This window comes from Cryobacterium sp. MP_3.1, from assembly GCF_035984795.1.
Classification (GTDB): Bacteria; Actinomycetota; Actinomycetes; order Actinomycetales; family Microbacteriaceae; genus Cryobacterium; species Cryobacterium zongtaii.
Map to the genome: position 1 here is coordinate 214,769 of NZ_JAXCHV010000002.1, position 24,759 is coordinate 239,527.

General features: G+C 69.1%; 21 protein-coding genes and 1 riboswitch. Of the genes, 7 read left to right on the forward strand and 14 right to left on the reverse strand.

The genetic code is table 11. The features are described from left to right. Genes RCH12_RS02565 through RCH12_RS02575 form a run of 3 tightly spaced genes read left to right on the forward strand, consistent with a single transcriptional unit; the run spans position 1 to position 4,899 of the window. A complete protein-coding gene (locus tag RCH12_RS02565) occupies positions 1 to 951 on the forward strand; it encodes a carbohydrate ABC transporter permease (protein ID WP_327015967.1) in 951 nt (316 codons plus the stop codon). A 4-nt stretch (positions 952 to 955) separates the two neighbouring features. After that, a complete protein-coding gene (locus RCH12_RS02570) occupies positions 956 to 1,813 on the forward strand; it encodes a carbohydrate ABC transporter permease (RefSeq protein ID WP_134409448.1) in 858 nt (285 codons plus the stop codon). A 14-nt stretch (positions 1,814 to 1,827) separates the two neighbouring features. After that, the gene (locus RCH12_RS02575) at positions 1,828 to 4,899 is read left to right on the forward strand and encodes an alpha-mannosidase (RefSeq protein ID WP_327015968.1); all 3,072 of its coding nucleotides are present in this window, start codon (positions 1,828 to 1,830) and stop codon (positions 4,897 to 4,899) included. A gap of 100 nt (positions 4,900 to 4,999) precedes the next feature. On the opposite strand, the gene RCH12_RS02580 is transcribed toward RCH12_RS02575, so the two are convergent. The 4 genes from RCH12_RS02580 to RCH12_RS02595 all read right to left on the reverse strand — a co-directional run bounded on the left by RCH12_RS02580 (position 5,000) and on the right by RCH12_RS02595 (position 10,571). Beyond that, positions 5,000 to 6,943, reverse strand: a complete 1,944-nt coding sequence (locus RCH12_RS02580; RefSeq protein ID WP_088455227.1) for an ABC transporter ATP-binding protein — start codon at positions 6,941 to 6,943, stop codon at positions 5,000 to 5,002. A gap of 120 nt (positions 6,944 to 7,063) precedes the next feature. Beyond that, on the reverse strand, positions 7,064 to 7,279 hold the full coding sequence (locus tag RCH12_RS02585; RefSeq protein ID WP_327015969.1) for a hypothetical protein: 216 nt from the start codon (positions 7,277 to 7,279) through the stop codon (positions 7,064 to 7,066). A 150-nt stretch (positions 7,280 to 7,429) separates the two neighbouring features. Further along, entirely contained in the window at positions 7,430 to 8,785 is a 1,356-nt protein-coding gene (locus RCH12_RS02590; protein ID WP_088455229.1) for an MFS transporter, read from the reverse strand. A gap of 127 nt (positions 8,786 to 8,912) precedes the next feature. Further along, complete coding sequence (locus RCH12_RS02595) at positions 8,913 to 10,571, reverse strand: sensor histidine kinase (RefSeq protein ID WP_134498784.1); 1,659 nt, start codon at positions 10,569 to 10,571, stop codon at positions 8,913 to 8,915. 124 nt (positions 10,572 to 10,695) lie between these two features. Between RCH12_RS02595 and RCH12_RS02600 the strand changes: the two genes are divergently transcribed. Beyond that, positions 10,696 to 11,064 (forward strand): response regulator transcription factor, encoded by a 369-nt coding sequence (locus RCH12_RS02600; protein WP_327015970.1) that lies wholly within the window; start codon positions 10,696 to 10,698, stop codon positions 11,062 to 11,064. A 3-nt stretch (positions 11,065 to 11,067) separates the two neighbouring features. Here the strand turns inward: RCH12_RS02600 and ribH are convergent, their stop codons facing one another. The 5 genes from ribH to RCH12_RS02625 all read right to left on the reverse strand — a co-directional run bounded on the left by ribH (position 11,068) and on the right by RCH12_RS02625 (position 15,777). After that, the gene (ribH, locus tag RCH12_RS02605) at positions 11,068 to 11,541 is read right to left on the reverse strand and encodes a 6,7-dimethyl-8-ribityllumazine synthase (RefSeq protein ID WP_088455232.1); all 474 of its coding nucleotides are present in this window, start codon (positions 11,539 to 11,541) and stop codon (positions 11,068 to 11,070) included. Beyond that, positions 11,538 to 12,800 carry a GTP cyclohydrolase II gene (gene ribA, locus RCH12_RS02610; RefSeq protein WP_327015971.1) on the reverse strand — a complete coding sequence of 421 codons (1,263 nt, stop codon included), beginning with the start codon at positions 12,798 to 12,800 and terminating at the stop codon, positions 11,538 to 11,540. Before ribA ends, ribH begins: the two co-directional genes overlap by 4 nt. Further along, on the reverse strand, positions 12,797 to 13,465 hold the full coding sequence (locus tag RCH12_RS02615; RefSeq protein ID WP_134409451.1) for a riboflavin synthase: 669 nt from the start codon (positions 13,463 to 13,465) through the stop codon (positions 12,797 to 12,799). Before RCH12_RS02615 ends, ribA begins: the two co-directional genes overlap by 4 nt. Before the next feature lie 9 nt (positions 13,466 to 13,474). After that, complete coding sequence (ribD, locus tag RCH12_RS02620) at positions 13,475 to 14,587, reverse strand: bifunctional diaminohydroxyphosphoribosylaminopyrimidine deaminase/5-amino-6-(5-phosphoribosylamino)uracil reductase RibD (RefSeq protein ID WP_241983714.1); 1,113 nt, start codon at positions 14,585 to 14,587, stop codon at positions 13,475 to 13,477. An 80-nt stretch (positions 14,588 to 14,667) separates the two neighbouring features. Next, positions 14,668 to 14,799: riboswitch (FMN riboswitch) on the reverse strand. Between the two features lie 75 nt (positions 14,800 to 14,874). Further along, positions 14,875 to 15,777 carry a sugar-binding transcriptional regulator gene (locus tag RCH12_RS02625; protein ID WP_088457859.1) on the reverse strand — a complete coding sequence of 301 codons (903 nt, stop codon included), beginning with the start codon at positions 15,775 to 15,777 and terminating at the stop codon, positions 14,875 to 14,877. Positions 15,778 to 16,031: 254 nt separating this feature from the next. Between RCH12_RS02625 and RCH12_RS02630 the strand changes: the two genes are divergently transcribed. The 3 genes from RCH12_RS02630 (at position 16,032) to glpK (ending at position 20,211) form a co-directional block, all read left to right on the forward strand. Beyond that, positions 16,032 to 17,753, forward strand: coding sequence for a glycerol-3-phosphate dehydrogenase/oxidase (locus RCH12_RS02630; protein ID WP_327016010.1), 1,722 nt, complete (start codon positions 16,032 to 16,034; stop codon positions 17,751 to 17,753). Between the two features lie 117 nt (positions 17,754 to 17,870). Further along, positions 17,871 to 18,620: an MIP/aquaporin family protein gene (locus RCH12_RS02635; protein WP_240632368.1), complete on the forward strand. Its 750-nt coding sequence runs from the start codon at positions 17,871 to 17,873 to the stop codon at positions 18,618 to 18,620. Positions 18,621 to 18,693: 73 nt separating this feature from the next. After that, positions 18,694 to 20,211 (forward strand): glycerol kinase GlpK, encoded by a 1,518-nt coding sequence (gene glpK / locus RCH12_RS02640; RefSeq protein WP_088455236.1) that lies wholly within the window; start codon positions 18,694 to 18,696, stop codon positions 20,209 to 20,211. A 108-nt stretch (positions 20,212 to 20,319) separates the two neighbouring features. On the opposite strand, the gene RCH12_RS02645 is transcribed toward glpK, so the two are convergent. From RCH12_RS02645 to RCH12_RS02665, 5 genes are read right to left on the reverse strand one after another with little or no spacing between them, the layout of a single operon-like run. Then, positions 20,320 to 21,066, reverse strand: a complete 747-nt coding sequence (locus tag RCH12_RS02645) for an HAD family hydrolase (RefSeq protein WP_327015972.1) — start codon at positions 21,064 to 21,066, stop codon at positions 20,320 to 20,322. 46 nt (positions 21,067 to 21,112) lie between these two features. Then, the gene (locus RCH12_RS02650) at positions 21,113 to 21,706 is read right to left on the reverse strand and encodes a GNAT family N-acetyltransferase (protein WP_088455237.1); all 594 of its coding nucleotides are present in this window, start codon (positions 21,704 to 21,706) and stop codon (positions 21,113 to 21,115) included. Continuing rightward, positions 21,706 to 22,710 (reverse strand): tryptophan--tRNA ligase, encoded by a 1,005-nt coding sequence (gene trpS, locus RCH12_RS02655; protein WP_088455238.1) that lies wholly within the window; start codon positions 22,708 to 22,710, stop codon positions 21,706 to 21,708. Before trpS ends, RCH12_RS02650 begins: the two co-directional genes overlap by 1 nt. Positions 22,711 to 22,762: 52 nt before the next feature. Then, positions 22,763 to 23,620 carry an exodeoxyribonuclease III gene (locus RCH12_RS02660; RefSeq protein WP_088455239.1) on the reverse strand — a complete coding sequence of 286 codons (858 nt, stop codon included), beginning with the start codon at positions 23,618 to 23,620 and terminating at the stop codon, positions 22,763 to 22,765. Between the two features lie 41 nt (positions 23,621 to 23,661). Continuing rightward, on the reverse strand, positions 23,662 to 24,735 hold the full coding sequence (locus RCH12_RS02665) for a YihY/virulence factor BrkB family protein (RefSeq protein ID WP_088455240.1): 1,074 nt from the start codon (positions 24,733 to 24,735) through the stop codon (positions 23,662 to 23,664). Positions 24,736 to 24,759 lie beyond the last annotated feature (24 nt).

Sequence of the window (24,759 nt, forward strand, 5' to 3'; positions counted from 1 at the left end):
ATGACCGCCAACACCGTTTCCCGCCCTCCTCGTGAGACCGTGACCGGGTCGGGACCCTCGGGTCCCGGCCCGCGCCGGCGGCCACGGGGACGCACCCTGACCCGGGTGCTGCCCCTGGCGCCGGCCGTCGTGCTCCTCGCGATCTTCCTGCTCGGGCCGGTCATCTGGTCGTTCTACGGGTCCTTCACCGACGCGGCCCTCACCGGCGCGAGCGCACAGGACCCGCAGTGGGTGGGCCTGGACAACTACCTCACCCTGTTCACGGACCCGGTCTTTCCGCTGTCGCTGTGGCTGACCTTCGTGTTCGTGGTCGCCTCCGCCATCGTCGGCCAGAACTTCCTCGGGCTGGGCATCGCCCTGCTGATGAACCGGGCAAGCAAGGTGGTCAGCGCCGTGGTCGGCACGGCCGTCGTCGCGGCCTGGGTGCTGCCCGAGATCGTCGCCGCCTTCGTCGCCTACGCCTACTTCAGCGAGGACGGCACCCTGAACCAGGTGCTCGCCGCGGCGGGGATGAGCGGACCGAACTGGCTGTACAGCTTTCCCATGCTCTCGATCATCCTGGCCAACGCCTGGCGGGGCACCGCGTTCTCGATGATGGTCTACCGGGCGGCGTTGAACGATGTGCCGGTAGAGGTGACGGAGGCCGCCATGATTGACGGCGCCGACGGCATCAAGCGCCTCACCTGGATCACCATCCCGATGATCAAGAACAGCATCGCCACCAACCTGATGCTGATCACCCTACAGACGCTGTCGGTGTTCACCCTGATCTGGGTGATGACCGCGGGCGGACCCGGAAACGAAAGCACCACCCTGCCGATCATGGCGTTCCAGGAGGCATTCAAGTTCGGTGACATCGGCTACGGCACCGCCATCGCGACGGTCATGCTGCTCATCGGTGCCGCTTTCTCGCTTGTCTACATTCGGGCGCTTCGCCCAGAAAAGGTCTGAGCCGATGACCGTCAGCACCCTCGCCACCTCGGTGGCCTCGCCGCGCAAGGCCACCGCCGCGATCCTGGCCAATGCCGTTCTCATCGTCATCGCACTGTGCTTCCTGCTGCCGCTGGCCTGGCTGGTCCTGGCCTCCCTCGACGTGAAGGCCACCTACCAGACCCAGATTCCCGAGCAACTGTCCGTGGACAACTTTGCTGCGGTGTTCAACCCCGAGCTGACGTTCCTGCCGCTCTGGAACAGCCTGCTGCTCTCCGGCGGCGCCGCCGTCGTCACTGTGCTGGCGTCGGTGCTGGCTGCCTACCCGCTCTCCAGGTACACCATGCGCTTCAACAAGCCGTTCATGTACGGGGTCCTGTTCGGCACCTGCCTACCCATCACCGCAATCATGGTTCCGGTGTACAGCCTGTTCGTTCGCCTTAATCTGCTGGACTCGATTCCTGCCACGATCTTCTTCATGGCGGCGACCTCGCTGCCGATGGCCATTTGGATGACCAAGAACTTCATGGACTCGGTTCCGGTCAGCCTGGAGGAAGCCGCCTGGGTCGACGGGGCGTCAGCGATGAACGCCCTCCGGCGCATCGTTGTGCCCCTCATGCGCCCCGGACTGAGCGTGGTGTTCATCTTCGTGTTCATCCAGGCCTGGGGCAATTTCTTCGTGCCGTTCGTGTTGCTGCTCTCGCCGAGCAAGCAGCCGGCCGCTGTGAGCATCTACAGCTTTTTCGGCCAGTACGGTGCCATCGCGTACGGTCAGCTCGCCGCGTTCTCCGTGCTGTATTCAGTCCCGGTGATTCTGCTCTACGTCCTCGTTTCCCGCGGCATGGGCGGGTCATTCACCATGTCAGGCGCGATCAAGGGTTAGGAACGGTACCAGTCATGCATGATGACAGCACGCTCGTGGAATTGCGGATCAGCCGGTTCGTCCGGGAACGGCTCCGACCAGCCCTCAACCGGGCCGCCGTGCCCCTCGCCATCGAATCGTGGGATGCTCCGGGTGAGCCCGTACCCTTCATGGACGCCATCCGCCAGGACTACAGCCCGTTCGGTACCGGCCGAACCTGGGGGCGGCCGTGGGGAACGACCTGGTTGCACGTCACCGGCAGCGTTCCGGCCCAGTGGCCGGTCGACGACTCCCTGCGGGTCGAACTCCTGGTCGATCTCGGCTTCAGCAAGGCGACGCCGGGGTTCCAGGCCGAAGGCCTGGTCTGGTCCCCGGACGGTGTCATCCTCAAGGCGGTCGAGCCCCGCAACCGCTCCGTCCCTCTGACGGTGGGACCCGGTGGGCGCATCGACCTTTACATCGAGGCGGCCGCCAACCCGGATGTCACCTCCGGCTTCACCTTCGTCGCCACCGATAAGGGCGACCCCGCCACGGCCGGAGCCACCCCGATCTACCGGCTTCGGCAGGTGGACGTGGTGCTCAAGGACCAGACCGTGTGGGAGCTCCTGCAGGATTTCTGGACCCTGACCGGTCTCATGCGTGAGCTTCCCACGGGTCTCGCCCGGCGGGCGGAGATCCTACGGGCGCTGGAACGCAGCATCGACGTCGTGGACCCTGACGACGTCGCGGGCACGGCGTCCCGTGGACGCGCCGCGCTCGCCGAAGTGCTCGCCCGACCGGCGAACGCGAGCGCCCACCATCTGCACGCCGTGGGCCACGCCCACATCGACAGCGCCTGGCTCTGGCCGGTGCGGGAGACTGTGCGCAAGGTGGCACGCACCTTCTCCAATGTGCTGGCCCTGATCGAGGCGAACCCGGACTTCACCTTCGCCGCGTCATCCGCCCAGCAGTATGCCTGGCTCAAGGAGCACTACCCGGAGCTGTTCGCCAGGGTCAAGGCGCAGGTCGCGGCCGGCACGTTTGTGCCGGTGGGTGGGATGTGGGTGGAGTCGGACACCAACATGCCCGGTGGTGAGGCGCTGGCTCGCCAATTCGTCGCCGGGAAGCGTTTTTTCATGGAGGAATTCGGCGTCGAGCCGCTGGAGGTGTGGCTGCCCGACTCGTTCGGCTATTCGGCGGCGTTGCCGCAGATCGTGGCGGCGGCGGGGTCGCGGTGGTTCCTGACCCAAAAGACCTCCTGGAACGAGACCAACCTGATGCCGCACCACACCTTCCGGTGGGAAGGCATCGATGGCACCCAGATTTTCACCCACTTCCCTCCCGTCGACACGTATAACGCGGAGTTGTCGGGGGAGGAGCTGGCGCGAGCGGAGCACCAATATGCCGAGAAGGGGTCGGCCAACACGTCGCTCGTGCCATTCGGATGGGGGGACGGCGGCGGCGGACCGACCACGGAGATGATCGCCGCCGCCCGCCGAACCGAGTCGCTGGAAGGCTCGCCGACGGTGGAGCTGTCCAGCCCGCGACGCTTTTTCGAGGCGGCCGAGGCCGAGTACCCCGAGCCGCCGGTCTGGCTCGGCGAGTTGTACCTCGAGTTCCACCGGGGCACCTACACCTCCCAGGCTCGCACCAAACGCGGCAACCGCCGCAGCGAGCACCTGCTGCGCGAGGCCGAACTGTGGGCGGCCACGGCATCCGTGCGCTCGGGGGTCGCCTACCCCTACGATCTGCTCGAGCAGACCTGGCACACCGTGCTGCTGCAACAGTTCCACGACATCCTGCCCGGCTCCTCCATCGCCTGGGTGCACCAGGAAGCCGAACGCAACTACGCCGCCGTCGCCGACACCCTGACCGACCTGATCGAGACCACTGTGCGGCAGCTGTGCTCCACCGGCGACAGCACAGTTCTCCTGAACGCGGGCCCGTACGCCCTTGACGGCGTGGCGGGGCTGGCGGGCGCGGATGCCGCCCACCCCGATCCGGCGGCGCCGGCGGCTGACGTCACCCTGACCCGCACGGCGGCCGGCCTCGTCCTCGACAACGGACTCGTGGCCGTCACCATCGACGCCGACGGGCTCTTCAGCTCGGTGTGGGACGTGATCGCGCACCGCGAGCTGGTGCCGGCGGGTTCCCGGGGCAACCTGCTGCAGCTGCACCGGGACACCCCCACCCAGTGGGACGCCTGGGACATCGACGAACACTACAAACGCAACACCGTGGACCTGACCACGGCGGAGTCCGTCGAGGTGATCCTGGACACGCCCGACCGGGCCCGCGTGCGGGTGACCCGTGCCTTCGGGACCTCCCGCGTGGTCGAGGACATCACCCTGTCGGCGGGGTCGCCGGCGGTGGATCTGCACTTCGATCTGGACTGGCACGAACGGCAGAAGCTGCTCAAGCTGGCCTTCCCGCTCGACGTGAACGCCGACCGGGCCGCCTCGGAGATCCAGTTCGGCCACGTCTTCCGGGCCACGCACACCAACACCTCCTGGGATGCCGCCCGGTTCGAGACGGTGGCGCATCGGTGGGTGCACGCGGGCGAGCCCGGCTACGGGGTGGCCGTGGCCAACGACTCCACCTACGGACATGACATCAGCCGGTCCCCGGACGGCGCCGGCCGGTCCGCGACCACGGTGCGGCTGTCGCTGCTGCGCGCGGCGGTGTTCCCCGACCCCGCCGCCGACCAGGGCCGGCATGAGCTGCGGGTCTCCCTGCGGGTGGGCTCCGGCATCCCCGAGGCCGTGGCCGAGGGCTACCGGCTGAACCTGCCGCTGCGCACCGTGACCGGGGTGGCCGACGCTGTCGTCGAGCCCCTGCTCCGGGTCGACAACCCGGCCGTGGTGATCGAGGCGGTCAAGCTCGCCGAAGACCGGAGCGGGGATGTGATCGTGCGGCTGTACGAGGCGCACGGCAATCGGTCGACGGCGCGGCTCATCCGGCATTTCGAGGCGACGGATGTGGTGGAGACCGACCTGCTCGAGCGCCCGCTGGCCGAGCCCCGCGTCGAGCTCGCCGCCGGGGCGCCGCTCCCGGTGGAGTCGCACGCCCTCACCCTCACCCTGCGCCCGTTCGAGATCGTCACGCTGCGCTTCATCCGCCGCCGGTAACTCGCGAAAGCGGCCACGTGGTCGTGTCGCGGGTGCGGAGGCAGCCACGTGCCCGCTCTCGCGGGGAGAGCGGACCTCGCGGAAGACCTCGCGAGTGCTGTTAGACCAGCAGCTGGTGCTTGGCCAGGTCGCGGTACAGCGGGGTGGAGAGCACCAGCTCGGAGTGGGTCCCGGTGCCGACGACCTCGCCGTGGTCCAGGACCACGATCTGGTCAGAGTCGACCACGGTGGAGAGCCGGTGCGCGATCACGATCAGGGTGCGGTCCACCGCCACGGCGTCGATGGCCTCGCGCATCAGCTGTTCGTTCATGCCGTCCAGGCTCGAGGTGGACTCGTCCAGCAGCAGGATCGGCGGGGCGGCGAGCAGCGCCCGGGCGATGGCGAGGCGCTGGCGTTCGCCGCCGGAGAGTTTGACGCCGTCTTCGCCGACCGCGGCACCGAGGCCGGCCGGGTCGCGGTCGAGCACCTCGCCGAGGTTCACGGCGTGCAGCACGGCCACGCACTGCTCGTCGGTGGCGTCCGGCGTGGCGAGGGTGAGGTTGTCGCGCAGCGAGCCGGCCAGCACGGGGGCGTCCTGCTCCACGTAGCCGATCTGACCGCGCAGGTCGGTGCGGTCCAGGCTGCGGATATCGAGGCCGCCGAGCCGCACCACGCCGGAGTCGGCGTCGTAGAACCGCTCGATCAGCGCGAGGATGGTGCTCTTGCCGGCACCGGACGGGCCCACCAGAGCGGTGCGCAGACCGCGGGGGGCACTGAACGAGACGCCGCGCAGCACCGGTGTCGGGGTGGCCGGGCCGACAGCAGGGGCCGTCGTGTCGGGGCCGGTGAACTCGGTGGTGGCGTCGGGGGTGCTGCCGTCCTCGGCGGCGAGGACCGCCTGGGCGACCGGGCCGGGGCGCACGGCAGCCAGCTGCTCGCCGGTGGCGGCATCCGTCGTGGCGAGCACGGTGGGGGCGTAGTGGAAGCGCACGTCCTCGAACGAGATCGCCGGCGCCTCCGGGTTGACCTTGGCGTTCGCGGCACCCACCACGATGGCCAGCGGCGCGATGTCGCGGTCGAACTGGTCTTCGCTGGGCAGGTCGATGATCTCCTGGATGCGGCCGAGGGCGCCGAGCGCCGAGTTGACCGAGGTGATCGCGCCGAAGAACTGGCCCAGCGGCATGATCATCATGAACAGGAACAGGATGAAGGACACCAGGTCGGCGATGGTGATGCTGCCGTCCGCCACCCGGAAGCCCCCGACGCCGAGCACCACGAGCAGCGACACCTGCAGCGCGATGCCAGCGATCGGCACGACCAGGGCCGAGACCTTGGCGACCTTGATGCCCATCTGCCAGGCACCCTCGGCGTCCTTTTCGACCACCGCGATCTCGCGGGCGGTGGCGTTGGCGGCGCGCACCGTGCGTACGGCGCTGATGGCCCGTTCAACGCTGGCGGCCAGGTCGCCGACCTTGGTCTGGGCGGCCAGGCTGGCGGTGCGGATGCGCCGGGACAGCAGCACCACGGTAACCACTGACACGGCGATCACGAGCACCGTCAGGCCCAGCAGCACCGGGTCGATGATGAGCATCGCGATGATGGCGCCGATGAAGGTGAGCGACCCGCCGATGGCCTCCACGGCGCCCTGGGTGAGCACGGCGCGGAGCAGGGTGGTGTCAGAGCTGACCCTGGAGACCAGGTCGCCGGTGCGGCGGGCGTCGAACTGGCTGATCGGCAGGTTCAGCATCCGCCCGATCAGGCGGCGGCGGCTGGAGAGCACCACGCCCTCGCCGGTGCGCTGCAGAAGGTAGTGCTGGTATCCGCTGATCAGGGCGGAGACCACGACGAGCGCGACGAGCCCCGTGACGATGTTGTCCAGCGGGTCGCCGGCCTCGACGAGGGTGATCACCTGGCTCACCAGCAGCGGCTGGGCCAGGCTCGCGGCGGCGCCGAGCACGCTGAGCACCACGACCACGCTGAGCACGGCCCGGTGTTCGGACAGGTAGGGCAGCAACTGGCTGAAGGAGGCCCGCGGCCCTTCGGTCGGGGCGCCGCGGCGGCCCATCCGGGAACGTGTCCTGGGTGCGGGGGTGTCGGACGCGGGGGTGCTGGTGCCGGGGGGTGTCGTACTCACCAGTCGAGCTTAACCGGCGCCCGCGCGGATGCGGGCCTCGCCGGGTGCAGGCTAGCCACGGCCGTACTTCTTGTGTACGGCCTGCCGGGAGACCTCGAGGGCCAGGGCGATCAGCTGCCAGGGCGCATTGGCGTTGCGTGCCCGCCGCACGGCCAGGGCCTCGGCGCGGTCGAGTTCGCCGCGCATCCGCTTGATTGCCCGCAGTGTCTCGATCGGGTCGCCTGAGCCGGCGTCGCCCACCAGTGTTCGTCCCGTGTCAGCCAACATGTGTCAACCGTAATTGACAGATCCCATTCGTGTCAACTCAAATTGACATCCGATTGCGCGAAAGCGGCCATGTGGCTACCTCAGCGAACTGAGACAGCCACATGACCGCTTTCGCGAGCTCTAGCGCGAGCGTGGGTCGAGCCGCGCGGGTCAGCGCTCGAGGTCGAGGTCGCGGGTCTCGCGGCTGAGGTAGAGCGCCACCAGGGTGATCAGGCCCATCACCGAAAGGTAGATGCCCACCCAGAACGGGCTGCCCTCGCCGAGGGTCCACAGCCACACGGCGATGAACGGGGCCACGGCCGCACCGAGGATCGAGCTCATGTTGTACGCGAACGCGGAGCCCGTGTAGCGCACGTGGGTGGGGAACAGCTCGGGCAGCAGCGCGCCCATCGGGCCGAACGTCATGCCCATCAGGGTGAAGCCGAGGATCAGGAAGATCATCACGCCGAGGAACCCGGCGCCCAGCAGTGGCACGAACAGGAACCCGAACACGACGATTCCCGCGGTCACCCAGAGCAGCGTGCGGCGGCGGCCGAACCTGTCCGCCCACGGCCCGGAGGCGAGGGTGAAGATGCCGAAGAACACGACGCCGCCGATCATCATCAGCACGAACGTGGTGTAGCTGTAGCCGAGGCCCGCCACCGGCGCATCCGTGGCGGCACGGCCGTAGCTGAGGCTGAACGTGGTCATCAGGTAGAACAGCACGTAGGTGGCCAGCATGATGAAGGTGCCCAGGATGAGTTCACGCCAGTTGGACTTGAACACCGCGGCGAGCGGCAGCTTGGCGACCTTCTTGGTGGTGACGATCTTGGTGAACGCGTCGCTCTCCACCAGGCGCAGACGCACCCAGAGGCCCACGATCACCATGACGGCGCTGAACAGGAACGGCACCCGCCATGCCCACTCGAGGAACGCATCCGACGGCCGGGTCGGGTCGTCGGAGGGGAGCAGCAGCGCGATGAGCAGGAACAGGCCGTTCGCGATGATGAAGCCGAGCGGGGCGCCGACCTGCGGGAAGGTGCCGTACCAGGCGCGCTTGCCCTTGGGGGCGTTCTCGGTGGCCACCAGGGCCGCGCCGCTCCACTCGCCGCCGAGGGCGAAGCCCTGGGCGAGGCGCAGGATCACCAGCATCGCCGGGGCGAGCCAGCCGACCATGGCGTAGGTGGGCAGCAGCCCGATCAGGAACGTGGCGATCCCCATCGTGAGCAGCGCTCCGACCAGGGTGGCCTTGCGGCCTTTCTTGTCGCCGAAGTGGCCGAAGAACAGGGCGCCGAGCGGCCGGGCCACCATGGCGGCGCCGAACACCGCGAAGGAGGCGAGCAGGGCGGCGGTCTCGTTGCCGGACGGGAAGAACAGGTGCGGGAAGACCAGCACAGCGGCGGTGGCGTAGACGTAGAAGTCGTAGAACTCGATGGTGGTGCCGATGAGGCTGGCCAGGATGACGCGGCTGCGAGGATTCGTGGGCGCGGGGGCGACGGATGTGGCCGCCGCGGTGGATGCTGACATGAGTGTGGGCGCTCCGAATGAAGGAAATGGCGTGGCTGAGTCTGGGCGCGAGACGGCGGTCAGTCGTCTGGGGCGGACGGGTTGACGCTCAGAAAGACGGCGGCCGCTTGTGGCGGCCTGATTCACCCTACATTCGGGTGGTCGTGCTGGGCGAATCCGTTCCGGTCGTGGTGCCCGACCGGAGCGGCGAGACGCGGGGGAGGGCCACGGTGACGTGGGTGCCGGTGTGGCCGTCCGACTGCAGGTCGATGGTACCGCCGAGCCTGTCGACGAGTCCCTTGGTGAGGGGGAGCCCGAGCCCGGTGCCCGCCAGCAACTCGGCGCTCGCCGATCTGAAAAACCTGTCGAAGACCCGCTCGATGTCCTGCGGCGGGATGCCCACCCCGTTGTCGCTGACGGTGAGCAACATGCCGTCGGTGTCGGTCGTGCAGCCGACCCAGACCTGCCCGTGCGGAGGAGTGAACTTGACGGCGTTCGAGACCAGGTTCGTGAGCACCCGACGCAGGTCGGACGCCGAACTGCGCACATCGAACGGTCCGGCGCCGAACTCGGCGGTCAGGCTCACCCCGGCGGCGTGCGCCTGCGGGGCCTGCTCCTCGACACATTCGGCCACCAGTGCCGCCAGGTCAACGGCCTCGTCCTGGCCGGTGTCGGTGTGGGTGCTCATTTTGGAGAGGTCCAACAGGTCCTCCACCAGTTGCGCCAACCGATGCGAGTTGCGCACGATCACCCGGGTGAAGCGGGCCTGATCGGCGTCGAGAGTGGTGTCCTCGAGCTCCTCGGCAAAGCCCAGGATGCTCGTGATCGGGGTGCGCAGCTCGTGGCTGACCGACGAGACGAAGTCATCCTTCTGCCGGTTGAGCTCGCGCAGGGCCTGCACCACCTCCCGTTCCCGGCTGAGGACGTCGTCGCGCTGGGCCAGCTCGGCGGCCAGCAACAGCATCGAACTCGCGAAGGTGACCAGGAAGATTTGCACGTACGGTCCGCTCGTGCCGGTGGCGCCGCTCTGCGCGGCGCTGAAGTAGCCGATCCCGAGCGAGGTGAGCCCCGACGCGACCATTGCCGTGCCGCAGACTTCCCAGGCCACGATCCGGATCCCGAACCTGAAGGCCGCCCAGGTGAGTAGCGGCAGGATGAGGAAGGAGATCGGCAGTGACCGGCCCGGCCCGTACACCACTCCGAGCACCAGCATCATGGCGCCCACCTGGATGAGCAACTCCAGGCGACGCTCCGCCCGCGCCTGGCTACGGCGCACCAGGGCAAGAGGGACGAGCACAAAAACGGCGAACGCGTGCGAGGGGATGGCGGCAAGCAGCACCTGGCCGAACGAGGCGCCCTCGAACAGCGTCACCGTGCTCGCGGCGACGAGCCCGATCGCGACGGCGCCACACAGAACGGCGATGGTGAACCGCAGCACGTCCCGCACGGTGTCCAGGCGGGCCGGTTCGTCGCGGCGAGCGACGATGGCGCTGAACACCCAGGCCTCGAGGGCGTTGGCAAGACCGAAGCCGAGGGCAACCGGCAGGGGACGGCCGCCGCCGAGGTTCGCGGCCACGGTGACCACGGTGACCAGTATCGCCACCACGGCGCGTTCCCGGCCCCTGGCCACACACATCGCGAGCACGGCGGCGGCCGCGGCGGGCCACCACTGGGCGACACCGGTCGGCGAGGGCGGCGCCGCGAGGGAGGCCCTGCCGAGGCCATAGGCCACCAACAGAAGCACGAGGATGGCCGCGTAACGCCAGCGGCGCGGCGCGGCCCACAGCGACACGACAAGATTGTTCACTCGCGTGGTGCCTTCCCCGTGAAGCCGACCGCGGCGCGATTGGATATTGTCAACTTAGTGTGTCGTGTGCCCAGTGCGGGTGACACGCGCTGAAGATAGACCGCCGAACCAGGGGACACGCCGTATGTCACGCATTTTGATCGTCGAGGACGACGAAGACGTCAGGGCCCTGATCGGCCACAAACTGCGCCGGGCCGGGCACGAGGTGTCCGAGGCTGGCGACGGTGAGGAGGGCCTCGCGGCCGCCCGCGCCGGCTCGCCCGACCTGATCGTGCTGGACTGGATGATGCCCAAGCTCACGGGCATCGAGGTGTGCGCGCAGGTGCGGGCCGACACCGCGGTGACCCAGCCGCGCATCCTGTTGCTCACCGCCAAGTCGCAGGACAGCGACATCGCGCTGGCCCTGGCGACGGGCGCGGATGGCTACCTGATCAAGCCGTTCCGCGCCAACGACCTGCTCGAACGGGTCACCGCGCTCCTCGAATCCCGCTAGGGCCTAACGCTCGCGGAGGGCCTTGAGCACCAGGGCCGTGGCCAGCGCCGCGGTGGCGGCCTCCTCGCCCTTGTCCTCCTTCGAGCCGGGCAGTCCGGCCCGGTCCAGGCCCTGCTGCTCGTCGTCGAGGGTGAGCACGCCGAAGCCCACCGGCTTGCCGGTGTCCAGCGCCACCCGGGTGAGGCCGTCCGTTGCCGCCGCCGACACGTACTCGAAGTGCGGGGTGCCGCCGCGGATGATGACCCCCAGTGCCACCACAGCGTCGGCGCCGTTCTCCAGCGCCACCTTGCTCGCCACGGGCAGCTCGAAGCTGCCGGGCACCCGCACGAGCGAGAACGTCGCCCCGGATGCCTCGAGCACCCGGGTGGCTCCGGCGATGAGACCGTCGGTGATCACGTCGTGCCAGCGGCCGGCGACGATCACCACCTCCAGTCCGGTGCCGTCGACGTCGATGGCGGGGGATCCTGCTCCACTCATAGTGCGAGTCCTTTCACGATCTGGTGTGCTGAGATTTCGTGACCCATCCGGTCACGCTTGGCGGCGAGGTAGTCCTCGTTGTGGCTGCCAACGCCCACGACCAGCGGCACCCGTTCGGTGACTGTCACGCCGTAGGCCTGCAGCTGGCGCACCTTCTCCGGGTTGTTGGTGAGCAGCCGCACCGAGCCCAGGCCCAGTTCGTCGAGGATGGCGGTGGCCGCGCCGTAGTCGCGGGAATCGGCCGGCAGGCCCAGCGCGAGGTTCGCGTCGAGGGTGTCCAGGCCGTCCTCCTGCAGCTTGTATGCGCGCAGCTTGTTGATCAGGCCGATGCCGCGACCCTCCTGGCCGCGGAGGTACACCACCACGCCGCCCTCGCGTTCGATGGTGTCCAGCGCGGCCTGCAGCTGCGGCCCGCACTCGCATTTGAGCGAGCCGAAGGCCTCGCCGGTGAGGCATTCGGAGTGCACCCGCACGAGGGCTCCGTCCTGCGGGCTGCCCGAGACGATGGCGACATGGTCGGCCCCGGTCATCCGGTCGCGGTACGCGCGAATCTGGAACGAGCCGTGTTCGGTGGGCACCGTGGTCTCCACCTCGAAGTCCACCCGCGGCGATTCGCGGATCGGGCTGACCGAGGCGAGGTCGTCGTCGCAGTGGAACTCCTGCAGGTGCGCGATGAGGTCGGCGATGGTGATCACCGGCAAGCCCTCCCGCTCCCCGAGGAGGAGCAGTCCGGGCAGGCGCATCATCTCGCCGTCTTCTGCGACGATCTCGGCGATCCCGGCGACGGGAGTGAGCCCGGCCAGCTTCATCAGGTCGACCGCGGCTTCGGTGTGGCCGTCGCGTTCCCGCACTCCGCCGTCCATGGCCCGCAACGGCAGGATGTGGCCGGGCCGGTTCAGGCTGGCCGGCGTCGAGCTGGGTTCGGCGAGCACCCGCAGGGTGTGCGCCCGGTCGGCCGCGCTGATGCCGGTGCTCAACCGGTCGGCAGCGTCGACGGTGACGGTGTAGTTGGTGCCGCGCGGGTCCTCGTTGTTGAGCACCATGACGGGCAGGTCGAGGGTGTCGGCGATGTCGTTGGTCATCGGCGCGCAGATGAAGCCGCTCGAGTGCCGCACGGTCCAGGCGATCCACTCCTGGGTGGCCAGTTGGGCGGAGATGATCACGTCGCCCTCGTTCTCGCGGCCCTCGTCGTCGGCGACGATGACGGGCTTGCCGAGCCGGAGTGCCGCCAGTGCGGTGGGGATGTCGGCGAGGCTCATGGGGTGCTCCTTAGAACTGCGGATGGTGCGGATGTTTCGGTCGAGGGGGCTGCGGCGCTCGCCGCGAGGGCGAGCATCCGTTGCACGTGCCGGGCGAGGATGTCGGTCTCCAGGTTGACCCTGTCGCCCACCGTCAGGCCGCCCAGAGTGGTGGCGGCGAGGGTCTCGGGGATCAGCGACACCTCGAACCACTGGTCGGGCTGGGCGGCGGCGGAGATGCTGCTCACCGTGAGGGAGACCCCGTCGATGGCGATGGAGCCCTTGTCCACCACCAGCGGCGCCAACGCCGGATCGAGGCTGAACCGCACGACCCGCCAGGCATCGCCGGGCACGACGGCCAGCACCGTGCCGGTGCCGTCGATGTGGCCCTGCACAATGTGGCCGCCGAGCCGGCCGCCCACCAGAGCGGCGCGTTCGAGGTTCACCGGGGTGCCCGCGGTGACGCCGGCGAGGGTGGACATCGACAGGGTCTGCGCCATCACGTCGGCGGTGAAGGTCGAATCGGTCTGCTCCACCACGGTGAGGCAGACACCGCTCACCGAGATGGAGTCGCCGTGCCCGGCGCCGTCGACCGCGAGCGGGCCGCGGATGGTGAGGCGGGCAGCATCCTTCGTTCGCTCGATGCGCTCGACGGTGCCGAGCTCCTCAATGATTCCGGTGAACATGGTGGTCCTTCAGCTCGTCTGTGTGTCGGGGCGTGTGCCGGGGTGTGCCGCGGCGGCCCGGGTGGTCTGGTCGGTGGGGCTGGTCTCGGCGGTAGTGGCATCGGTGTCGGCCGGCCGGGCGACCAGCAGCAGGTCCTCGCCGAGGTGCTGCAGCTCTCCGATCCGCAGCCGGCGCTGGGCGTCGATGCCGGTGACGCCGATGTCGCCCAGGGCCAGCCTGTCGCCGCCGAGCAGGGTGGGCGCCAGGTAGACGAGGTACTCGTCGACCAGGCCGGCCCGTACGAAGGCGCTGGCCAGGGCGGGGCCGCCCTCCACGAAGACCCGGCGGATGCCGCGCTCGTGCAGCTCGGCCAGCAGCGCGGCGACGTCGTGCCCGGCCAGGAACCACGGGGTGAGCGGGTGCCGGTGCACGGCGGCGTCGGCCGGCACCGGGCGGCGCCCCACCACCACGGGCCGCGGCTGATGCGGCAGCAGGGTGCCGTCGGCGGCGCGGGCGGTAAGCGACGGGTCGTCGGCCAGGGCGGTGCCGGTGCCCACCAGGATCGCGTCCGCGCGGGCGCGGCGCTCGTGCACGTCCCGCCGGGCGGCCGGGCCGGTGATCCACTGGCTGGTGCCGTCGGCGGCGGCGGCGCGGCCATCCAGGCTCGACGCCCACTTCACGGTCACGAACGGGCGGCCCAGGCGCGCAGAGACCAGCCAGTCGGCCAGGAAGGCCGCCACCTCGTCGGCGAGCAGGCCGCCGGTCACGTCGATGCCGGCCGCGCGCAGCCGGTCGCCGCCGCCCGACGAGTGCGGTCCGGGGTCGGCGACGGCGTAGACCACCCGGCCGATGCCGGCGTCGATGAGGGCCAGTGCGCACGGCCCGGTGCGACCGGTGTGGTTGCAGGGTTCGAGGGTGACCACGGCGGTGGCGCCGCGGGCATCGGCCGGGTCGAGCCGGGCGAGTGCATCCACCTCGGCGTGGCAGGTGCCTGCGCCGCGGTGCCAGCCCTCGGCGATGATCTCGCCGGCCGGGCTGAGGATCACGCAGCCGACCCGGGGGTTGACCCCCTCGGCCGGGCCGTTGCCGGCCAGCTGCAGGGCTCGGCGCATCGTGCGCTCGAGCGTGTGCTGCTGGTGCATTCCCTGTCCCGTCGTTTGGGCGCTCCGGGAGGGGATTTCGCGTACGCGAAAACCGTCGACGGTCCACAACGAACCATCGACTCGTGCGCCTCCCATCCGGACTTTAACCGTCGGTGCTGGAGTTTCACCAGCTCAACCGGAACCCGAAAAGCAGGTTCCAGCTCGCGGACTTTCACCGCCGGTTCGGATTCTCACCGACCCCGGAGCACGTATCTACTGTCAGTTATATCTCAACGCGTACCGGTCCGGCGTATTCCCGGCGTAACCCGGCGACCTCCGCCGCTGGGTCAGGCGTTGGCGACCAGGGCCCGGGCGGTGCTCTCGTCCACGAACAAATCGGTGATCAGGTCGGCTTTCAACGCGCCGCGGAGGCTGGCAAGCTTGGCCGTTCCCGACACGACGCAGAGCCGTCGTGGGGTCTGCCTGAGTACCGTGAAGTCCGGGCCGGTGCCTCGGGCGTTCAGCTGGATGCCGTCGGTGGACCCGTCGGCCCGGTAGAAGATGGTGGCCACATCGCCCACTACCTCCGAGCGGCTGAGCGAGGCGTAGTCCGCCTCCTCGAGGTAGCCGCCGGCGTAGACGTGGCTGGGTACCTCGGAGAACGGCGAGCCGAGGCCGAACAGGGCCACGTCCATCCGGGACTGCATCTCGAGCAGCCGGCTCACGCTGCGTTCGCGCCAGAGGGCCTGCTTGGTGGCCGGGTTGTCGAAGAACGCCGGCACCGGGAATTGGTGGACGTGTGCGCCGAACGCGTAGCCGAACCGGCCGAGGATCTCGCTGGCGTAGCTGAGGCCGGTGGTGCGCATATTGCCGGCGCCGTTGAGCTGGATGATCTGCGACCCGTGGGTCTGCTTGGGTGTCACGTGACGGCTGATGGCGTTCATCGTGGACCCCCAGGCGATGCCCATCACCATGTTCGAGTCGAAGAACTGACCGAGAATCCGTGCAACCGAGAGGGCCACCCGCTCCAATCTGTCCACATCCGTGGCGTGATCGGGCACCGGAACGACGTGCGCGGTGATGTGGAAGCGCTCCTGGATGAGCAGTTCGAGGCGGCTCGGTGCGTCCAGCGGGGAGCGGATCTGGATGTCGACGAGGCCGGTCGCGCGGGCGTGACTGAGCAGGCGGGACACCGAGGAGCGGGAGGTGTGCAGCTCGTGGGCGATGGCATCCATGGTCAGGTCCTGCATGTAATACAGGTGCGCGGCCGTGAGGGCATCCCGCACCCGATCGGACTGCGCTGACTCGTCGACGAGGCTCACAGCCCCTCCTTGCACGTTTGTTCACCCGGCTTGACCGGATGTGATTGATCTACTCAAGCTTGATTAATCCATATGGAGGGCCCCCGCGCAAACCCGGCTGGGCCGTCCGCACCAATTCAGCCGAACAGCACAGGGTCATCCATCGGCCGAAGAACGAACAAAGGTAGTGAACAGTGCAGTCCATCCCCGTTTCCTCGCCCGCTGATTCCGCCCGATCCGCACTGGCCGCGCGTCCGTCGGCGAAGGTCCTCATCATCGGGGCCGGCATCAACGGCATCGCCACGTTCCGCGACCTGGCGCTGCAGGGCGTCGACGTCACCATCGTCGACAAGGGGGACTTCGTGTCCGGCGCCTCCGCGGCGTCCTCGCACATGATCCACGGCGGCATCCGTTACCTGGAGAACGGCGAATTCAGGCTCGTGAAGGAGTCGGTCACCGAGCGCAACGGGCTGCTCAAGATCGCCCCGCATTACGTCAAGCCGCTGAAGACCACGGTGCCGATGTTCTCCGCCCTGTCCGGGGTGCTCGCCGCGCCGCTGCGCTTCCTCACCCACAAGCAGGGCAAGGCGCAGGAGCGCGGCGCGCTGCTGATCAAGGTCGGCCTGGTGCTCTATGACTCCTTCTCCCGCGACGGCGGCTCGGTGCCCAAGCACGAGTTCCACGGCCGCAAGAAGTCGCTCGAACGCCTGCCGCGCCTGAACCCCGGCCTCAAGTACACCGCCACCTACTACGACGCGTCGATGCACGACCCGGAACGCCTCGCCCTTGACGTGCTCCGCGACGGTCTCGACACCGGCGCGCACGCCCGCGCCGCCAACTACATCGAAGCTGTGGGCATGGATGCCGACGGCGTGCGCCTGCGCAACACCGTCACCGGCGAGGAATTCAGCTTCGCCGCTGACGTTGTCGTGAACACCTCCGGCCCGTGGACCGACCTGACCAACTCGGCGCTCGGCCAGGCCAGCACCTACATGGGCGGCACCAAGGGCTCGCACATCGTGCTCGACCACCCCGAACTGCTCGCCGCGACCGGCGGCGGGGAGATCTTCTTCGAGAACAACGACGGCCGCATCGTGCTGATCTACCCGCTCGCCGGCCGGGTGCTCATCGGCACCACCGACCTCGAGCACGACATGAGCCAGCCGATCCGCACCACCGAAGACGAGATCGACTACTTCTTCGACCTGGTCAAGCACGTCTTCCCCGACATCGTGGTGGACCGCTCGCACATCGTGTTCAGGTTCTCCGGGGTGCGTCCGCTGCCCCGGCACGACGACGAGGCGCCCGGCTTCGTGTCGCGGGACTACCGCATCGAGTCCAGCCCGTTGGGAGCGCGCCCCGGCACCCTGCTCAGCCTGGTCGGCGGCAAGTGGACCACCTTCCGCGCCCTGGCCGAACACCTCAGCGGCGACATCCTCACCCTGCTCGGCGTTCCGCGCACGGTGTCCACCGAGGGCCTCGCCATCGGCGGCGGCAAGGGTTACCCGGCCACCCCGGCCGCTCACACCGTCTGGCTCGCCGCCAACGGCGACGAGGTCGGCCGCCCCCGCGCCCAGGCCCTGCTCACCCGGTACGGCACCCGGGCCGGCGCGATCATCGACTTCCTGACCGAAGCCCCGGATGCGCCGCTCTCGCACAATCCGCTCTACACCCGCCGGGAGATCGAGTACCTGGCGCGCGAGGAGTCGGTCACCCACCTGATCGACCTGCTGCTGCGCCGCACCAGCTTGGCCTTCGTCGGCGGGCTCACCGTGGCGCTGCTCGACGAGCTGGCCGGGGTGCTCGCACCCGTGCTGGGCTGGGATGCCGCCACCAGCGCCGACGAGGTGGCCCAGGCCAGCCGGGAGCTGCGTGAGGTGCACGGGGTCGACCTGGCCGCCACGGACGCGGTGAACGCTCTCTAGTTTTTCGAGGTGAGTTGCGGAGGACTTCTCCGCTCCTCACCGCTTGCTGCACGACGGTGTGCGCGGAACCTTCCGCGTGCGCTGAGAACACGAAAGGTCAATGTGGACAATCTCAGTGTGGTATTCCTCTCGGAGCTGGTGGGCACGGCCCTCCTGGTGCTCCTCGGCTGTGGCGTCGTCGCCAACGTCGCCCTCACGAAGACGAAGGGCTTCGGTGCCGGCTTTCTCATGGTCACCCTGGGGTGGGGCTTCGCGGTCTTCGCCGGTGTGATCGTCTCGTACAACTCCGGCGCGCACCTGAACCCGGCGGTGACGCTGGGCCTGGTGGCCTCTGGCGCGACCGAGTTCGGCTCCGGTGTGCCGGTGAACGTGCTGTCGGTGCTCGTGTACATCGCCGCCCAGATGCTCGGTGCGGTGCTCGGCGCTGTCGTGGTCTGGTTGGCGTACAAGCAGCACTTCGATCAGGAGCCCGACCCGGCGAACAAGCTCGGCGTGTTCGCCACCGGGCCGGCCATCCGTTCGTATGGCTGGAACCTGGTCACCGAGATCATCGGCACCTTCGTGCTGGTGCTGGTGATCATCGGCTTCAGTGACGGACGCCAGGGCGAAAACGGTGGCATGGCGGCGCTCGGTGCCCTGCCGGTGGCGTTCCTGGTGATTGTGATCGGCACCTCGCTGGGCGGGCCGACCGGCTACGCCATCAACCCGGCCCGTGACCTCGGCCCCCGCATCGCACACGCGCTGCTGCCGATCCCGGGCAAGCGCGGCTCCGACTGGGCCTACTCCTGGGTTCCCGTGGCCGGCCCGGTCATCGGCGGAGTGCTCGCCGGCTGGGCCTCGCTGGTGCTGCTGCCCATCCTCACCTGATCCTCCGGCATCCCGCCAGACCCTTTCCATCCCTCATCCCATTCCAACCACGTCCCGACACAGGAGTTCCGACATGAGTGACAAGTACATCTTCGCCATCGACCAGGGCACCACGAGCACCCGCGCCATCATCTTCGACCACGCCGGCTCGATCATCTCCACCGGCCAGCTCGAGCACGAACAGATCTTTCCCCGCGCCGGCTGGGTCGAGCACGACCCGATGGAGATCTGGGGCAACACCCGCCAGGTCATCGGCCAGGCCCTGTCCAAGGCCAACCTCACCCGGCACGACATCGAGGCCGTCGGCATCACCAACCAGCGCGAGACCGCCGTGGTCTGGGACCGCACCACCGGCCTTCCGGTCTACAACGCCATCGTCTGGCAGGACACCCGCACCCAGCCCATCGTCGACCGTCTCGCCGCGGATGGTGGCGGTGACAGGTTCAAGGCCACCGTGGGCCTGCCGCTGGCGACCTACTTCTCCGGCACCAAGATCGTCTGGATCCTGGAGAACGTGGAGGGCGCCCGTGAGAAGGCCGAGCGCGGCGACCTGATGTTCGGCACCACCGACTCCTGGGTGCTCTGGAACCTCACCGGCGGCCTGGAGGGCGGCGTGCACGCCACCGACGTCACCAACGCCAGCCGCACCCTGTTCATGAACCTCGAGACCCTCGAATGGGACGACGAAATCCTGGCTGCCTTTGGCGTTCCGCGCTCGATGATGCCCGAGATCCGCTCCTCCAGCGAGGTCTACGGCACGGTCAACGAGCACAGCCTGCTGCGCGAGGTGCCCATCGCGGGCATCCTCGGTGACCAGCAGGCCGCCACGTTCGGCCAGGCCGCCTTCGACCAGGGTGAGGCGAAGAACACCTACGGCACCGGTAACTTCCTGATCTTCAACACCGGCACCGACATCATCCACTCCAAGAACGGCCTGCTCACCACCCTGGGCTACAAGCTCGGCGACGCCGAACCGCACTATGCGCTGGAGGGGTCGATAGCCGTCACCGGGTCGCTCATCCAGTGGCTGCGCGACAACCTCGGGCTGATCAATTCGGCGAGCGAGATCGAGACCCTGGCCGCCACCGTGGACGACAACGGCGGCGCCTACTTCGTGCCGGCGTTCAGCGGCCTGTTCGCGCCGTACTGGCGCGCGGATGCCCGCGGCGCCCTGGTGGGACTGACCCGGTTCGTAAACAAGGGCCACATCGCCCGGGCGGCGCTGGAGGCCATCGCGTTCCAGACCCGTGAGGTCATCGACGCGGTCAACGCGGACTCCGGGGTGCCGCTGACCGAGCTCAAGGTCGACGGCGGCGCCACCGGCAACAACCTGCTGCTGCAGTTCCAGGCCGACATCCTCGGCGTGCCCGTGGTGCGCCCGGTCGTGGCCGAGACCACCGCGCTCGGCGCCGCGTACGCGGCCGGCCTGGCCGTGGGCTTCTGGAGCGGCCTGGGCGAACTGCGAGCTAACTGGCAGGAAGACGCCCGCTGGGAGCCCGACATGGAGGACGCCGAGCGCGAGCGCCTGCTGCGCAACTGGAAGAAGGCCGTCACCAAGACCCTCGACTGGGTCGACGAAGACGTCCTCTAGGCGACCGCCGCATCCGCCGCTCTTCCGAGCTGTGCGGGTGCGGCGCCGTTATGCGGGTGGCGCGCCACCCGCATAACGGCGCCTGCCCCGCATATCGCGGCGACCCGGCTAGCGCGGCGCGAGGAGCTGCGGCAGGGCGTCGAGGGTGGTGAGGCGGATGACGCCCAGCCGGCGGGCCTCGGCGAGGTCGTCCTCTGGCGGGGGAGGGCCGGCCGTGCCGACCCTGTCCAACCACACGCCGGTCAGCCCGGCGGCGGCGGCGCCGATGGCATCGGTGCGCAGCCGGTCGCCCACGTGCACGGAAGCGTCAGGAGCGGCTCCGAACAGGGCGCAGGCGTGCAGGAAGATCTCCGGCCGGGGTTTGCTCAGGCCGAACTCGGCCGAGGCCACCACGTGCTCCACCCGGGCGTCCAGGCCCGTGTCGGCCAGCTTGACGCTCTGGTAGGCGAGCTCCCCGTTGGTGATCAGGCCGAAGCCCACCCCGGGGATGCGCCGGGCCAGCTCGTCCAGGCAGGGCAGCGCGTCCTCGTGCAACCGCCAGTGCGCCCGGTAGTGCACGAAGTAGTCCTCGAACCAGGCACCGGCCTCCGCGTCGGTCAGAGTCACGCCGTGTGCGGCCGCGAAGTCGCGGGCCCTGGCGCTCCGCTGCCCGGCGAAGTCCAGATCGCCGGCGAGGTAGGCGTGATAGTGCTGCTCATCGAGCGCGTTCCAGAGCGCCACGACGGTGTGCGGGTCGGCGGTCGCGCCCCGGCCGCCCTGCCCGGCGATGTGCCCGAGGATGCCGTCGGCCACGGCCGCCCGGTGCGCGAACAGGGTGTCGTCCAGGTCGAACAGCACCAGGGCGGGCACTGTCACGGCAGTCTCACCGGCCACAGGCGGCCCAGAGCGGGCCCGGCGCCCGTCACGCGCCCACGACCTCGGCCGGCCAGCCCGCGGGCGGTGTGCGGTCGTCGGCGGCGCGAAGCGCACCCTTCCACGACGGCGGATGCGTCCCGTCGCGGTACGCGACTCCGGCGGGTCCCTGTCCGGTGTAGCGGAACCCGGCCTTCCGGGCGGTCCGGGCCGACGCGAGATTGCCGGCGACGCACTCCCAGTGCACGCTGTCGCAGAGGCCGGTGCTGAAGCCCCAGTCCAGCACCAACCGTTGGGCCTCCACCATCAGGCCCCGGCCACGGTGGGCGGCGCCCACCCAGAATCCGATCGAACCGGCACGCGCCGCCGCATCCCCGGCCGGCACGCTCAGGCTGATCACGCCGAGAAGCTCCGGTGCCGCAGAATCGCGCACCGCCCAGGTGCATTCCTGGTCGTTCGCCCAGGCCGACGGCACGTACCCGGTGATGAAACCCGTCGCGTCCTCGAGCCGGTACGGCCAGGGCAGGCGGGCCAGATACTGCGGCATCACCGGGTCCTGGCAGTACTCGAACACCCGCTGGGCGTCGTCCGGGCGCGGTTGGTCCAGCCGCAGCAACGGCGAGGACAGCTCGACGGGGTGCATCAGCGCCGCGCCAGGAAACCCATCCGGTCGAACGCGGTCGCCAGGGTGACATCGGCTACCGCGGCAGCCCGGTCGGCGTTGGCGGCGAGGATCCGGTCGAGTTCGGCCGGGTCGTCGAGCAGCTCGAGCACCCGCCCCCGAATCCCTCCGAAGGTCTCGGTGACCACCTCGGCCAGGCCCTTCTTGAAGTCGCCGTAACCGCGACCCGCATACTCGTCCTCGAGCGACTGGATGGAGCGCTCCGCCATCACGGAGTAGATCGTGAGCAGGTTGGCCACCCCGGGCTTGTTCTCCCGGTCGAAAACCACACCGCCCTCGGCGTCGGTCACGGCACGCATGATTTTCTTGGCCGTCACCGACGGCTCGTCGAGCATCCAGATCACGCCGGCGTGCGACTCGGCTGACTTCGACATCTTCGCGGTCGGGTTCTGCAGGTCGTAGATCTTCGCGGTGTCGCGGATGATGCTGGCCGTCGGCACCGTGAAGGTGTCGCCGAAGCGGGAGTTGAACCGGGCGGCCAGGTCGCGGGTGAGCTCGACGTGCTGGCGCTGGTCCTCACCCACCGGCACGATCTCGGTCTGGAACAGCAGGATGTCCGCGGCCATCAGCACCGGGTAGGCGAACAGGCCCACCGTGGTGGCGTCGGCGCCCTGCTTGATCGACTTGTCCTTGAACTGGGTCATCCGGCTGGCCTCGCCGAAGCCGGTGAGGGTGTTCAGCGCCCAGGCCAGCTGCGCGTGCGCGGCCACGTGCGACTGCACGTACAGCGTCGACGCGGACGGGTCGATTCCCGCCGCGATGTACTGCGCGGCCGTGGCGCGGGTGTTCTCCCGCAGCTTGGCCGGGTCCTGCGCCACGGTGATGGCGTGCAGGTCCACGATCGAGAAGAACGCGTCGTGGGTCTGCTGCAACTTCTTCCAGTTCAGCAGCGCACCGATGTAGTTGCCGATCTGCAGCGAGTCTGCGGAGGGCTGCATGCCGGAGTAGAGGCGGGTCTTGGTCATGAGGGGGTGTCTTTCGTCAAAAGTGAGGCCGCGCGAGCGGCGAAAAAGAGGATCAGATGGCGTAGTCGACGACCACGGGGGCGTGGTCGGACCAGCGCTGGTCGTAGGCATCCGCCCGGTCGACGGTGTAGTTGACGACGGATGCCGCCAGCGCGGGCGTCGCGAGCTGGTAGTCGATGCGCCAGCCGGTGTCGTTGTCGAACGCCTGGCCGCGCCAGGACCACCAGGTGAACGGCCCGTCCATCTCGCCGGCTGCCTTGCGGCCCACGTCGACCCAGCCCAGGCCCGCTCCGTTGTTGTAGTCGGCCTCGTCCTCGGCGCCGAGAATACGGTCGAAGTATGCGCGCTCCTCGGGCAGGAAGCCGGCCCGCTTGACGTTGCCCTTCCAGTTCTTGATGTCGAACTTGCGGTGCCCAACATTGAGGTCGCCGAGCACGACGACCCTCTCGCTGTGCGCGGCCAGTTCGGGCAGCCGGGTGAGCATGGAGTCGAGGAAGGTGAACTTTTCCACCTGCTTGGGGGTGTCCACCTCTCCGGAGTGCACGTAGGTACTCACCACGGTGACGATGGTGCCGTTGACCTCGTAGTCGGCCTCGAGCCAGCGGCCGGCGCTGTCGAAGTCGGGGTGGCCCAGTTCGACCCGGTGGATCGAGGCGGTCTTTCGGCTGGCGATGGCCACGCCGGCGCGGCCCTTGGCGGTGGCGGGGTCGTGCAGGATGTTCCAGTCCGGGCCGAGCAGACCCTCGATGTCTTCGGTCGAGGCGCGCACCTCCTGGATCGCGAGGATGTCGACGTCGCGGGTGGCGAGCCAGTCGCCCATGCCCTTGCGGAACGCGGCACGGATGCCGTTGGTGTTGATGCTGGCGATGCGCAAGGGGCGGGTGGTTTCGGATGCGGGAGAAGACGGCATGCGCCGATTCTACCGAGTGCCACCGACCCGGGCCGGGGCGGTTACCGTTCCGCGGGCTCGCTGACGCCGTATTTCTCGGCCCGCTGCTTGGCCTTTCGCAGCCGTCGGTTGCTGCCGGGCCGCTGCAACCAGGATGCGCTCTCCCGCGCCAGCCTGGCCTGCCGCAGCTCCACGGTGGCAGCAAGACGCAGCGCCTCCGCTTCCTTCTGGTCGGTCAGCTTCTTGGCCTCGTCGGCGCTCAGAGTGGAGGGCGGGATGCCGGCGTCCTGCATGCCGACGGCGATCCAGGCCGCGGAGATCAGGGTGACCGTGGAGGTGAGGTTGAACCAGATCAGCAGACCGATGATCACCGCGAAGCCGGCCAGCAGCGGGTTTCGGGCCGCGCCGCCGAGCAGGGCGGCGCCGAGTACCTTGAGCACACCCAGCACCACCGCGCCGAGCAGCGAGCCGACGAGCAGGTTCCGGAGCGGGATGCGCACCCTGGAGAGCACCCTGAACAGGGCGGCGAGGGTGATGGTGTCGATGATCAGCACGATCAGCAGGGCCACGGCCTGGCTCGACGCGACGAACCAGAACGAGTCAGTGCCCTGGCCGAGCAGGCCGAGGAACCCGCGGAGCAGTTCGGTGCTGATGATAGAGATGACGGCCGACACGACGAGGGCGAGGCCGAAGGCCAGTCCGAGGCCGAGTTCGCGCAGCTTGACCAGCACGAAGAAGGTGGTCTCCTGGCCCATCCCGAAGATGCCGCGCACGGCCTGGGAGGTGGTGCTCAACCAGCCCAGGGTCGTCGCGAGCAGGCCGATGAGGGCGATGGCACTGCTCCAGGTGAGCGCGCCGGTGTCGCCGAGGGACTTGGGGTCAATCACCCCTTCCTTGCCGATCAGGCCGGGAACGGACTGGTTGATGATCACGAACAACTGATCCATCAGGTCGGGGTTGCTGGCCAGCCAGATCCCGGCGACGGAGAAGACCAGCCAGAGCGCGGCGAAGATCGCGAAGATCGCCTGGTAGGCCATGCCAGCGGCCAGCACCGGCCCGCGGCTCTGGTTGAAATGGGTGAACACCCGCACGGGGCGGGTGTTCATGATGCGCGTGACGATGTCGCCGATCTTCATCGCTCCAGCCTAGCCAGCGCGCGC